Annotated in this window: 13 protein-coding genes and 1 pseudogene; 5 read left to right on the top strand and 9 right to left on the bottom strand. The window is 37.3% G+C overall.

Going from position 1 to position 12952, the window contains the following annotated elements:
* Nucleotides 1-36: 36 nt before the first annotated feature.
* Nucleotides 37-1338, bottom strand: a pseudogene (locus FC37_RS03505) (extracellular solute-binding protein).
* Nucleotides 1339-1510: 172 nt separating this feature from the next.
* Nucleotides 1511-2092, bottom strand: a complete 582-nt coding sequence (locus FC37_RS03500; protein WP_025006005.1) for a PepSY domain-containing protein — start codon at nucleotides 2090-2092, stop codon at nucleotides 1511-1513.
* A 180-nt stretch (nucleotides 2093-2272) separates the two neighbouring features.
* Between FC37_RS03500 and FC37_RS03495 the strand changes: the two genes are divergently transcribed.
* Both FC37_RS03495 and FC37_RS03490 read left to right on the top strand, forming a co-directional pair.
* Nucleotides 2273-2728, top strand: coding sequence for a MarR family winged helix-turn-helix transcriptional regulator (locus FC37_RS03495; RefSeq protein WP_025006004.1), 456 nt, complete (start codon nucleotides 2273-2275; stop codon nucleotides 2726-2728).
* A complete protein-coding gene (locus tag FC37_RS03490) occupies nucleotides 2728-3243 on the top strand; it encodes a GNAT family N-acetyltransferase (protein ID WP_025006003.1) in 516 nt (171 codons plus the stop codon). The genes FC37_RS03495 and FC37_RS03490 overlap by 1 nt, the downstream gene beginning before the upstream one ends.
* Before the next feature lie 30 nt (nucleotides 3244-3273).
* On the opposite strand, the gene FC37_RS03485 is transcribed toward FC37_RS03490, so the two are convergent.
* The 4 genes from FC37_RS03485 to FC37_RS03470 all read right to left on the bottom strand — a co-directional run bounded on the left by FC37_RS03485 (nucleotide 3274) and on the right by FC37_RS03470 (nucleotide 6609).
* Nucleotides 3274-3900 (bottom strand): PepSY domain-containing protein, encoded by a 627-nt coding sequence (locus FC37_RS03485; RefSeq protein ID WP_025006002.1) that lies wholly within the window; start codon nucleotides 3898-3900, stop codon nucleotides 3274-3276.
* A gap of 150 nt (nucleotides 3901-4050) precedes the next feature.
* Nucleotides 4051-4554 (bottom strand): nucleoside 2-deoxyribosyltransferase, encoded by a 504-nt coding sequence (locus FC37_RS03480; RefSeq protein WP_025006001.1) that lies wholly within the window; start codon nucleotides 4552-4554, stop codon nucleotides 4051-4053.
* 50 nt (nucleotides 4555-4604) lie between these two features.
* Nucleotides 4605-5606, bottom strand: coding sequence for an adenosine deaminase (gene add, locus FC37_RS03475; RefSeq protein WP_025006000.1), 1002 nt, complete (start codon nucleotides 5604-5606; stop codon nucleotides 4605-4607).
* An 88-nt stretch (nucleotides 5607-5694) separates the two neighbouring features.
* Nucleotides 5695-6609 (bottom strand): prolyl aminopeptidase, encoded by a 915-nt coding sequence (locus tag FC37_RS03470; protein WP_003627833.1) that lies wholly within the window; start codon nucleotides 6607-6609, stop codon nucleotides 5695-5697.
* A gap of 117 nt (nucleotides 6610-6726) precedes the next feature.
* On the opposite strand from FC37_RS03470, the gene FC37_RS03465 reads away from it, so the two are divergent.
* Nucleotides 6727-8331, top strand: coding sequence for an ATP-binding cassette domain-containing protein (locus FC37_RS03465; protein ID WP_056945489.1), 1605 nt, complete (start codon nucleotides 6727-6729; stop codon nucleotides 8329-8331).
* Nucleotides 8332-8490: 159 nt separating this feature from the next.
* Nucleotides 8491-9234 carry a PAS domain-containing protein gene (locus FC37_RS03460; RefSeq protein ID WP_025005999.1) on the top strand — a complete coding sequence of 248 codons (744 nt, stop codon included), beginning with the start codon at nucleotides 8491-8493 and terminating at the stop codon, nucleotides 9232-9234.
* Nucleotides 9235-9272: 38 nt separating this feature from the next.
* Here FC37_RS03460 and FC37_RS03455 read toward each other — a convergent pair whose 3' ends face one another.
* The 3 genes from FC37_RS03455 to FC37_RS10695 form a co-directional block, all read right to left on the bottom strand.
* The gene (locus FC37_RS03455; protein WP_056945488.1) at nucleotides 9273-9584 is read right to left on the bottom strand and encodes a hypothetical protein; all 312 of its coding nucleotides are present in this window, start codon (nucleotides 9582-9584) and stop codon (nucleotides 9273-9275) included.
* A 126-nt stretch (nucleotides 9585-9710) separates the two neighbouring features.
* Complete coding sequence (locus tag FC37_RS10700) at nucleotides 9711-10676, bottom strand: choice-of-anchor A family protein (protein ID WP_338107499.1); 966 nt, start codon at nucleotides 10674-10676, stop codon at nucleotides 9711-9713.
* A 126-nt stretch (nucleotides 10677-10802) separates the two neighbouring features.
* Nucleotides 10803-11783, bottom strand: a complete 981-nt coding sequence (locus FC37_RS10695) for a hypothetical protein (protein ID WP_051519021.1) — start codon at nucleotides 11781-11783, stop codon at nucleotides 10803-10805.
* Between the two features lie 338 nt (nucleotides 11784-12121).
* Here FC37_RS10695 and pnuC point away from each other — a divergent pair, with 338 nt between their 5' ends.
* On the top strand, nucleotides 12122-12862 hold the full coding sequence (gene pnuC, locus FC37_RS03440; RefSeq protein WP_025006479.1) for a nicotinamide riboside transporter PnuC: 741 nt from the start codon (nucleotides 12122-12124) through the stop codon (nucleotides 12860-12862).
* Nucleotides 12863-12952: the final 90 nt, after the last annotated feature.

Raw genomic sequence — 12952 nt, 5'->3', positions numbered from 1 at the left:
AAAAAGCTCTCGAAAGAGAGCTTTTTATTTTGCACTTTATTGTTTCCAAGCGGCATCAAATTTTTGCTTACCATTGTCAATTTGGCTGTTAACATTTTGACTTTTTTGAGCTGCGGATAAGATGTTTTGCATAATGCCGTTTAATTGGTTGTAGGCAGCATTAGAGTTCTTTTTAGCTGGGACACTATAGGGGTGCTTCATTGCTGCTTTCAACTTAGTAGGCATCTTGATGTTCTTGTTATCAAGGAATTCCTTGTCGTCAAGTACGCCGTTATTAACTGGAATGTAACCAGTAGCATTTGCCCACTTAAGTTGTGAGGATTCAGAAGTTAAGAATTTCATGTACTTGAAGGCGGCAGCTCTTTGCATTGATGAAGCTTCTTTAAACATGTAGATGTCAGTACCTTGTTGCATGGTGTATTTGCCAGGACGAGGAGCAACATCGTAAGTAAACTTGTTGCCAACACCTTGTTTTACAAAGCCTTCACCTGCAGAAGTACCGATGAACATTGCGACTTTTTCGTTAGCAAATGGACCAGATAAGTAGTGTTCAGAACCAGCTACACGGAAGTAGCCTTTCTTTACACCTTCTGCATAGTAATTGATAACTTTCTTAGAAGCAGCACCGGTGAAATTAATCTTGTCGGTAAAGTTAATGCCTTCATCCTTCATACCAAGAGTGTAGTAGCTAGCTAATGAATCAAAGCCAGCACCAACTACCTTGTGGTTACTCTTCTTGTAGATAGTTTCAGAGACCTGTTTGAGTTCCTCCATTGTTGTAGGAACTTTTTTAATGCCATATTTCTTGAACATAGTCTTGTTGTAAGTCAAAGATTCGATAGATTTGTTAAATGGAATACCATATTGGGTACCTTTAATTTGGGCACCATCTAACAATTCAGTTCGAATATTAGAAGCTTTGGTGCTGCCCCAACCAACATTTTTATTGTTGATGTAAGGAGTTAAATCAACCAACATTCTGTTTTGAGCGGCATTATATAACCAGCCAGGGTAAGCTTGGGTAATTGTTGGCAAATTCTTAGGTGATTGCATAGTAGAATTGATCTTGCCTTGCAAATCAATGTAAGAGCCTTGGTTTTCCAGCTAGATCTTAATGTTAGGATTCTTCTTTTCAAAATCATTAGTTAATTGCTTAAAAGTATTTTCTTGAGCACCATGCATCCCGTGCCAAAATACTACAGTAGTCTTTTTAGTGATTTTAGATGGAATCTTAGCATCATTTGAAGATGAATTGTTTTTACCATTGGAACAAGCAGCTGTACCTACTAACGCAAGGCCGGCTACAGCAAAAGTGATTAATTTTTTACCTAATCTCATTAGTAATCTTCCGATAAATATTTTTATAAGCACTAGTTATTGTAGCATATAAAATATTGACTACAAGATCTTGTATTTTGATAAAGATGTGTTATGGAGGTGAGGATTTCAATTTAGATTGTATATAACAAAAGCTGATTACAATGCTAGGTTGCAATCAGCTAAAAATTTTTTAAATAATATTTTTGTTTAAAGCATCGATTTTTAATTCGCGTTTTTGATTATTATAAATTAGATTGATTTTCCAAATAGCCTTGCCGTCTTCATCGGTTAATTCCCAAAGAATTGGGGTGGCACCGCGCAATTCTCTGAGTGCAACGGCATTGGCCTCTTGCCGAGAAATGGTCTTTTTAAGATTTAATGCTTCTTCTTTGTTGTAATCGTAATCTAAAAGCTGAGTAGATTGTCCCATGATTTTGTTATTGGTCGCATCGAGCTGAATAGTGCAATCTTTTATGGAATCAAAACCAACAATGGTGTAAACATAAGTATCATTTTTTAAGGCTAAAGTAATGGATTTAATCTCGGCGTTTGAATACAAGGATTTGAATTTTTGGATTGCGGAAACTTGACTCATTCTAATTTGGGGCAATTTGTTGCTAGAATAGTTTACAATTTTGGGTAAAACATTCTTAGTGGTTATTGAAAAGTTGATAGGCGTTTGTGGTTGTTGCTTGATCCAGAAAATGGTCGAAAATACACCGATTAAAATTCCTGTAACGCCAATTAAAACGGGTTTGATAAATTTCTTCATAATAGTCATCTGTTGTGTAGTTTTGTTGAGTTTATCTAAATTATAAACTATATAATCTAAAAGCTACATAGCGTTACTGTTTGCTTAAAAATTTCTTATGTCTTTTGTTGTTATTTTGTAATGTTTATTTTATTGTTGCATTTGCAACAATAATTAATATAATATTCTTAAGGTGAAAAAATGGAAGAAGATATTTTAAGACGAATCGGAACGATTGCCCGTGCTCTGGATTCAATTGCTAATGTTGAGTTTAAGGAGATTGAGCTCAATCGCGGTCAGTATTTGTATTTGACTAGAATTAAGGAAAATCCGGGGATTATTGCTAATCATTTAGCTGAGTTGTTGAGTGTTGATCGTACGACCACTGCTAGAGCTATTCAAAAGCTTGAAAAAAACAGTCTGATTGAAAAGAAGAATGATCAGAAAAATAGAAAGATTAAGCATTTGTTTGTCACGGATAAAGGCGAGAAGTTAGCGCAGAAAATTGAGCAGGAGAATGCATATTCAAATGAGTTGGCCTTAACAGGATTAGATTCAGTACAGAGAGCGGAATTAACTGCCTTACTGCAGATAGTAGAGAAGAATGTTAGTGCCAATTGGTATTTTGTTAAAAACGGCGGAAAGAGGGAATATTAATGGATTACACAATTAAGTCTATAACAACTAATGATGTGGAGAAGTTGCAAGAAGTATCACGTGAGACTTTCAAGGATACTTTTGATGACTATACTGCTCCAGATGATATGAAGCGCTTTTTGAAAGAAGATTATGAAACCAGCAAGTTGATTAAGGAAATAGAAAATCCGAATAGTCGCTTCTTTTTCTTGATGGTGGGCGATGAAGTAGCAGGCTACTTGAAGATTAATGTAGGGGATGCGCAAACTGAGCATTTAAAAGAAAATGCTTTAGAAGTGGAACGCATTTACTTATTGCCAAGTTTTCAACATAAAGGATTAGGTAATGTGTTGCTAGATTATGCAGAAGATACGGCAAGAAAAGAGGACTATGACTATATGTGGCTTGGCGTTTACGAAAAGAATATTAATGCCCAACATTTCTACAAGCATCATGGTTTTGAAAAGGTAAGCGAGCATACTTTTCAAGTTGGCAGCGATCCACAAACTGACTGGTTATTACTTAAAAAATTGTAATAGAAAAGAGGTCCAATTTGGACCTCTTTTTTAGTCGTTATCATCGCCATGATCGCGATCAGTTCTCACAACGTCTTTGCTAGTGGCATTAATCTTAACTTCAGTTGACTTAGTGCCATCGCTTACTTCAACATCCCAGTAAGCCTTGCCATCGTCTTCATCGAGTTCAAGATTCCATTCTTTACTTACGCCGTCAGCATGTTTTTCCGCAATCTTAGTTGCTTCATCACGGCTGATTACGCTATCAAGGTCAAGCGCTTTTTGGTGACGATCGTCTAAGTCAAGCTTTTCAGAATGTGAATGTAACAACTTGCCAGTATCGGCGTTAATTGTTGCAGTATATTCATTAGTCTTGTCAAAACCGTCGATTTCATAAACGTAGGTACCGTTTTCTTGCTTCAAATCAATACTCTTAATTTTCTTGTTAGGGTATTTTTCATTGAATTTGTTTAAAGCTTCGCTTTGACTGAGATCAATTTTAGTTCTCTTAAGCTTGGTTTCGTTTTGCTTAACTGCCTTCTTAGTATTCTTCTTTGACTTTTCAACCTTAGAAGATTGGGTTGATTCACTGTGGTCATTGTTGCTACATGCAACAGTACCAACAGCTAAAGCGCCAATTAAGGCAGCACCAGCGGTGAGTTTAGTTAATTTATTCATACACATTTCTCCTGACACATTTACATCAATATCATTTTCTATATCATGATATTAATTATACACGCTTACGAGAAATAAGTATAGATAAAAATGACACATTGTCACTGACTTATGTATTTCTTAATGAAATTAAGGGATTGCTTATTGATATTAGATAATGCCGTAGCCGCGAACTGGATTAGAAGGACATTCGTTGAAGTTATATTCAGCAAGTTTTTCAAATTCAGTATTGCCATCGATGATCGTGGTTACGCCTTGAGCGATCATCAGATTCATTTTCTTCTCTTTTTCAGGATGCTCAGTAAATGGCACCAAGATTACCGGCTTGTGCATGGCACGCATGAAGCCAATCTCAAAGGCAGAACCATCATCTAATTGATCCATATCATATAAAAATACGCCGCAAGTGGCATTTGAAATACCAGTTAAATCATTTTGGTAAGTCGCATCCCGCCAAACCATGCTTCTGATACCGCCGATTTCAGGATTCTTTTCGTCCGGATCGGTGAAACCATCATCAAAGGGGAAGAAGACATGCGCGATGCTTGGATTCTTTGCTAACAACTCTTTTGCCTTGGCTGCTCTTTCTCTTTGAGCATCGCTGTAAAATGGTGAACCTAAATAAATTTTTCCTGTTGGAACTACTGCTTTCATAATTTTTCTCCATCATAGTTAATTTAAAAATTAGTTTGATTTTAGCACATTTAGATTAAAGAAAATAATCGCTTTTTCTCCGCATTTGAGCAAAAGGCGGCAGTAACCGCGTTTAAATAGAGTTGTTTTTCGTCGGCTCGAGTTAACCCCGTCTTTTCTTCTAACAGTTGGTATTCATGGGGCAAGTCGATGTTAGAAACGGTCATGTCATCAGAATTAAGCGTGACGTTAACGCCCTGATTGAGCAACTTTTTAACAGGGTAGTGGTCAATTTGATCAAATACTTTAGTATTCAAATTTGAGGTAGCGCAACATTCTAACGTGATCTTGTTTTGGATGAGCTCTGCTACTAGCTGCGTATCTTCAATGCAGCGGATGCCGTGGCCGATGCGCCTGGCTCCTAAATCTAACGCTTGGTAAATCGACTCTGGGCCCATCGCTTCGCCTGCATGAATGGTGAAAGGAATGCTGTTTTGACTAGCAAGATTAAACAAAGAAGTATAATTGTTGATGGCAAAGGTGGGCGTTTCGGCTCCAGCTAGATCTAAGCCACTGACGCCGCGGTCCAGAAAATGCTTAGCTACAGTGATCGTTTCTAGGTTCTGGTCATAATTATGAGGTAGGCGCATCAGGCACAGCAGCAGATTAGCATGTAGCTCAGGCTGACTAGAGGAATGCATTTTTTGCCAATTAAAAAACTGGTTTAAGCCGCTAATCGCTGCGCGCACTACTTCCTCTTGAGTCAGACCTTGCTCAGTATGAAGCTGGGGCGCAAAACGAATCTCGACGTAAACCAGTCCCTGTTTCTTTATTTTTTTTAGCAAACTAAATACAATCAGTTGCAGATCAGCTGCCGTTTGCATTAAATGAACGGGAAAAGCAAATTTCTCCAGAAATTCATTTAAATCACGGCAGTCAGGACCCACCGATAGTTTTTGCCGCAGAATTTGATCATCAATAGTAGGCAGACCATGGATGGTCATTAACTCTTTGATAGTGGTAAATGGTACGGAACCATCTAGGTGAAGGTGTAAATCAATCAGTTTCCTCATATTGTCATCCCCTTAAATATGTTAAATTGTTCTAATTCTAGCATATTAGGGAGAAAAAAGAAGCCCAAATTGGACTTCTTTTCAATCTTTATTCACCTTTAAAAGTGCCGTTTTCAACTTCACGAATGAAGTCAGCTAAGTGCTTGTAGTATACGTCTGGGTTATCAACCATGTGGTGGTGACCACCATCTGGAGTAGTAACCAAGCGTGAGTTAGGAATTTCCTTTTGCATAATCTTAGCAGTAGAAATTGGCATAGTTTCATTTTCACCAAAGGTAAGCAAAGTAGGAACCTTGATGTTCTTCAATTGATCTCTGAAGTGCCAGTCCTTCAACTTACCAGTGATGACAAATTCGTTATCACCTTGGAATGCGTGGTAAACAGCACTACCGCCGATATCTTTCAAGTGGTAAAGCTTAGAAGGTTGCTTACGGTCAACGAAGTTAATGTTCAAGATTTGGACATCATCTTGGTAACGTTGGTTGTCGTAGTCATTGTTCTTTTCGCATTCATGCATAAAGTCGATTTCAGTCTGTGGAAGAACTTCTTGTCTTCTTCTATTAACTGAAGCAACGTATTCATCGATTTCGTCAACCATGGATGAAATGATGGCACCCTTTAAATGTTGACCATATTTAACTGCGTATTCTTGAACAAGAAGTCCACCCCAGCTTTGACCAATTAAATAAAAGTTATCCAAGCCAAGCTTTTCACGGACTTCGTCAACTTCGTCTAAGAAGTATTCGTAAGTCAAATATTTTTTAGCAATTTCAGGATCAGAGTAATCAGGTTGATCTGAATAAAGAGAACCCAATTGATCGTACATGGTAACTTGAACGTTAAGACCTTGCTTCTTCAATTGTTCAGCAGTGTCTTCCCAGTATTCGTGGTTGCCGCCAGGACCGCCGTGAAGAGCTAATAAATGAATATCACCTTCACCTTGAGTGTTGGTCCATAAGTGATAACCGTTGTCTAAAGTAATAATTTTAGTACCAGTTTTCATAGAATTTCCTTTCAGTCTTTATTAAAAATAGAATGTATTACATTAATTATCGTATCAGATTGAGAAAAAGACAAGTATGCGGGTATAATGGTTCAAGTATATAAAAAAGGAGAGTTTATGAGTCTTAAATATGCTAAAAAAAGCCAAATAATTAGCTTTACCATTTTGGCTGCAATTAAAGCCTGCAACATCGTCTTTGTAGCTTACATGATCCAAATCATGTTGAATGTGGCTTCATCTGGTTCACATGATTACATGCATTTGATTAGACTAGCTTTATTGACTGCTCTAGGACAAATGTGCTTCATGGCCAGCAACTTTGTTTATGAAACAGTTAAAATGGGAATCATTCGTGATGTCAACATGACTTTGAAGAGAGCTAACCTGCGCTATCTGGTTGATCAGGGGGATCCAGATATTAAGAGTGGCTTGTCACTGATGACCAACGATTTGAAGCAAATTGAAACTAATCGTGTTACTGCTCAATTAGATATGATTTTTCAAGGACTATCATTTTTTGGTGCGATTAGTTTTGCATTTTATAGTTCTTGGCAAATGACTTTAGTATTTTTAGTAGCGACAATTGCACCAGCGTTAGTGCAAATGATTACCAGTTCAATTATTACTAAAAAATCCAAGATCTGGGCTAAAACTAATGCCAATTATACACAGCACGTATCTGATTCATTGAATGGTGCGCAAGCTACTAAGCTTTATAACGTGCGAACAAATATTGTAACGCGTGCCGCAAACGCTGCCCAACAAATGGAAAATGCGTTAAGAAATATGACTTTGACGCAGGCATGGGCACTGGAGTTGATTTATTCAGCTGCGGAACTTTTCTGTTTTATTATTCCATGTACTGTTGGTGGAATATTGATGATGCAAGGCAACTTAAAGGTTGGTACCTTGGTTATGATGGTCGACTTGGCGATGAACTTTATCACGCCAGTCGTAACGCTGTTTAATGAATTTAATCAGGTTAAATCAACAGTGCCGATGTGGGAAAAGACGCAAACGGCTTTGCAGCACGTGATGAAAGATGATAAGCAAAAAATCAGTCATTTTGAAGGCATGGAAGTTGCGGATTTATCTTATGTTACTAATAGCGATCATAAGCGTATTTTTGACGGTGTAAGCTTGCAGATTAAGCCTGGTGAAAAGGTCTTGCTCATGGCCCCAAGTGGTTGGGGTAAAACGACCTTGTTGCGATTGCTTCTTGGATTAAAGAAGCCGCAAGATGGTAAGATTTTGCTTAATAATAAGAACGTAACGGGTAATTGGGATGCAGCCCATAACTATTATTCTTATGTCAATCAAAAGCCGTTTATGTTTGATGATACACTTCGCTTTAACATCACATTGGGAAGACAAGTTAGTGATGAGCAATTGAAGCAAGTAATTAATGAAGCAGGACTTGATGAACTGGTGAAAGAACAAGGCTTAGACAAACAAGTCGGTGAAAACGGTAGTGAACTTTCAGGTGGTCAAATTCAAAGAGTAGAAATTGCACGTGCGCTGCTTTCTGGCAGACCAATCTTACTGGCTGATGAAGCAACGAGTGCGCTTGATCCTAAGCTGTCACTTGATATTCACAAGACCTTGCTTAAAAATCCTAAGGTAGCTGTACTTGAGGTGGCTCACAAGATATCACCAGAAGAAAAGGCTATGTTTGATGTAATTATTCATTTGGATAAGCATACAGTTGAAACTAAGATGTAAGGGGTGTTAATTCCTTATTTTTATGTAAATATTTATATAATTTAATATATGATATTCACACAAAGAATATTCCTATAAATGATATCTTTTATTGAAATGTAACCACTTCCACTATATAATCAAAGTAACAATGATAATTCTTTTAGGGGGGATGAAATTATGGCTGAGCCCAAATGGTTACACAATATGAATTCTGATGAATATTTAAGAGAAGACTTTGAAGCAAAAGGAAAGTCTAGGTATACAGTTGAAGGTATCGATAAAAATGATCCTGACTGGTTAGACAAGGCTGCTAAGAAGGTTCACGCTGCAGAAGGTGATGACTATGTTAAGCTTGATTCAGGTCTTTTGACAGTAAATCAATTGAATTGGATGCTTCGTAATACGATTGGTGAAATGACCTTTGTTGACGATAATAATCAATTCTTGTGGTATAATCGTCCAGTCGATCCAAATGCAAAGATGAAAGCTAAGCGTACTCCTGATCAAGTTGGGGATAACATGGGTGCAGTTCACCCAGATGTACGTGACGTTATTCCTAATGCTAAGAAGGTTGTTCATGCATTGCGTGAAAAGCAAGATGGTCACGATGATGTTTATATGCCCGTGCCAACCGGTAACTTGAAGCAGTTGGTTTTGCACTACTATAAGCGTGTGGAAGATGATAACGGCAACTATGCTGGTATTTATGAATGGGTACAAGATTTGTATCCATTAGTTAAGTACTTCTGTGAAACTACTGGTCAAAAATTGGTAGTTGATGATGACGCAACAACTGGTGCAACTTATCGTAGAAATTCTGATCCAGATGCAGTCAGTGGTGCTTCTACTAAGGCTAAGGCGGCTAAAGAAGAAAAGGTTGAAGAAAAGCCTGACACTACTTCAGGTGCTTCACAACATTAATTTTAGAAAGAAAAGCAGCTCAATTTTGAGCTGCTTTTTTAGTAGCTAGGTTTTACTGCGATCATGATTTCGTCAGGAATATTATTTAAAGTAATGTCTTCTTCTGGATAAGCAAAGTATGGCATGATTTTATAATATTGAGGAATATGCAAATCAATTAAGATTCTTAAGGCATCCTTGGTGATAACCCGGTTATCCTTGACTGGATTAAGAGAATGAGAGTCAACTTTATTGCCTTCGGCATCGTAATAATTAATCGTAATTTTTTTGGTAGGTAGAGACGGGGAACTAAATAATGAAGTAGTACGTTTAACTACTTTTTTGGGAATACTTGTTATGTTTGATTTCAATATATTCAGCCTCGCTTCTTAAATTAATTATATTAATCGTATCAACTATTTTTTGATTTGTAAATGACAGAGCGTCACTATTTAGAAATAATTAAAAAACGACTCTTAAATGAGTAGTTTTCGTAATTAGTTCTTCTTTTTGATAATAAGGCCAAGTGAGAGAAGAGCCACTGCAACTGCGCTCATCACAGCACCGATAGAGATAAGTGGGTTCTGCTTTTCGCCAGTTTCTGGCAAAGCGATCTCTTTTTCAGTTGATGTTTCAACGACTGTACTGGTGCTTGTTTGAGGAGTTGCCTTTTCTTCTTTTTGTTGTTCTTGAACCTTGTTAGTTGTAGACTTAACTACATTTTCAGGAAGCGGACGAATGAAGTCTTCTTCATCTTGTTTTTCCTTTTCTTTAGGTTCTTCTTCCTCTCCGATAGGGTCTACTACATCTTCAGGAAGCGGACGAATGAAGTCTTCTTCATCTTGTTTTTCCTCTTCTTTAGGTTCTTCTTCCTCTCCGATAGGGTCTACTACATCTTCAGGAAGTGGGCGGATGAAGTCTTCTTCACTAGGAGGAAGTTCTTCATCAGTAGGAGGTGTGGTTGGCTCTTCGGGTTTAGGCTCTTCCGGAGTTGGGTCTTCCGGAGTTGGGTCTTCCGGAGTTGGGTCTTCCGGAGTTGGCTCTTCCGGAGCTGGGTCTTCCGGCTTAGGCTCTTCAGGAATCTGAATTTCCTCCATTGGTGGAACTAAGTCCCAACGGTGACTTTCACCTTTGATAGTAACCTTGTCTCCGATGATGTTACCATCCACGTTTACATTTGTAGTAATGTGTGCGTTTGAAGCTAGAATGCTGCCTAAGTGGCAGTCACCATCAATGTTCAATGAGTTAAGGTTGGTACCAAAGTTCCACAATAACTTGTTAGCTTGACCATGCTTTTCACTAGAACCATTTACATTGTTTTGGTCTGAGTATTCTAAAACCAGATGTGTCTTTACAGTCAAGTCTCCGTTTTGAACATTAGTAACATTCAAAATGATGATTGGAGCATTTTCACCAGCAGGGATACCCTTGATAGTGATATTGTGCTTGTTATCACCTGAGATGTGACTAGCATCAACTGTTACGTAAATAGGTTCTTTTCTATCACCGGCATTTTTGATTGCTTCGGAAACATCGATCCAACTGTTATTGTGGTCAGTGAAGTCAGCCTTAACACCCTCAGTTTGGCTTTAGCTTGCCCAGTTGTCTGACTTTTCACCTAATTTGTCTAACTCACCTTGAATGTCTAAAGGCTTGTCAGCTTGAATAATGTGGCTGTGCTTAATGTCAACTTTTTGCCATTTAGGTTCATCCTTAGTACCAAAGTTAACTTGAATAGCGCCACCATTTTCGTATGAACGGTATTCAATGTCTGGGCCGAAGATAACTAACTTGTTGTCACCATTAATTTTATTGAGGTGGTCAATGCTACCGATGTAGTGAATATCACCATTAGTTAAGTTGCTGGTAGCACCTGAGTTAGTGCCAAAATCGCCAGCGCCAACTTTATCTGCGGCAATATTACCAGCAATGTGCACTTGACCATCTACTTCATTACCAAAGATGTGGAAGATACCGGCAATTCCCAATGGGTGTTTTGCAGCTACTTCCTCGATATATTTTTTAATATCTTCTAATTTTTTTGTTTCTTCTTCATCCTCTTTGTCTACTTTTTCAGTATCAACGTTAATTGTTGGCTTCTTAGTAGTTGTTTCAGTTTGATTTGTATTTTCTGGAGAAGAAGTTTCAGTTTTATCAGTAGTGGTTTGATCTTCGGTGACGGTTGCATCATTAGTAGTTGCATTTTCTACCGTTGATTCTTCTTTAGCTGTATTTTCAGCTTTGTTGATTTCAGTGGCAGTTTCAACTTGAGTATTTTCAGAAATAGTTTCTGTATTTTGAGTAATTTCTGAATTTACTGGAGTTGATTGATCATCATTTGAAGTTGAAACTTCAGTAGTGGATTCAGGAGTAATATCTTCTACTGAAGATTCAGTAGTATCTATTGTACCCCCTCTGATTTCGATAGCGCTTATATCGATACCATCATTTACTGTAGCTGACACGATACCAGAAGTAGTGTTAGCGAAAATACCGAAAGTCAATAAAACCGCAACAGCGCCCTTACTTAATTTTCTAATTGCAAATTGTGATTTTGTTGATTTAAACATTTTTTACTCTCATCTGGATAATATGACAATATGTTACTAATTTACACTTATATTATATGATGGTGTGTCACTCCAGAATAGTACTTTTTGAGTACCTTTATATATTCTTAAGTATTCAAATTTGATTTTATATATATGAAAACCAAAACTAATAATTTTTCTCATAAACGCAACATATAGACATCTTTAAGTGCTATTAGCACAATATTTTGTAAGATTCAAGATTGTATAAAATGCTTAATTCGATTACGATATATATCGATGCTTTTATTAGGAAAAAGCGGATAAGGCACAAAATGTTGTGTTTTGTGAACCTAAATTTAAAGGAGTTTGTGTAGATGGAAAGAGAACACGAGAATTATTTCGTTTGGCTATTTAATCAATTAAAGGGATGGCCAATACAAAATTATTGTTTATGGTTTTTTGCTTTTGGTTTTCAATTAGCATTACTTATTCAAGCTAAGGTTACCAGCGTAACTTTAATTACTTTTATTGGTACTTTATTAGGTACGCTTTGTGTATTGGCAATTAATGCTACTAAGGCAATTAATGGATGGTTAGGATTAGTATCAGCAGCTTGCTTTATTTATGCAGGTTGGTCAGCTAAGAATTATCTTTCCATCTTTGAACAAATTGCTTATATTGCAACTTTGGACTTACCAGTTATTTTGTCAGTAAAGTCATGGAATAATGATACTAAGAACCATTTGAGAAAATTTGGCTCAAAAGAATGGTTAATCGCCATCGTTGGTACCTTGCTTGTTTATGTGGTTTCTGGTTACTTAATTGGTAAGTTTACTAATGATCCTCGTCCTTGGGTTGATGCAATTAGTTTCGCTATCTCACTTACTGCCGGAATTATGTGCTTCATGCGTTATAACAACCAATACTTCTGGTGGACCGCTAGTGGCGTGTTCCAATTGATTCTTTGGGGCATTACTTATGCTGAAGGCGATGCTAACTTGGCTATGGCTATTAACTCATTAATTTATGTAGCAAACGATGTCTTAGCATTTACCGTTTCACCTTGGTTTAACATGGGACGTCGTCATGCTGGGCTTAAGGAAATTTCTAAATAATAAGATTTAAAAAGCAGCGCAAAAAACGCTGCTTTTTTTCTACGTAAAGTCAAGCATAATAAGAAGTTTGGCTTCATTTTTTATTTAAAT

It is taken from the genome of Lactobacillus gallinarum DSM 10532 = JCM 2011 (assembly GCF_001434975.1).
GTDB lineage: Bacteria > Bacillota > Bacilli > Lactobacillales > Lactobacillaceae > Lactobacillus > Lactobacillus gallinarum.
This window is presented reverse-complemented; position numbering and strand designations above follow the sequence as displayed.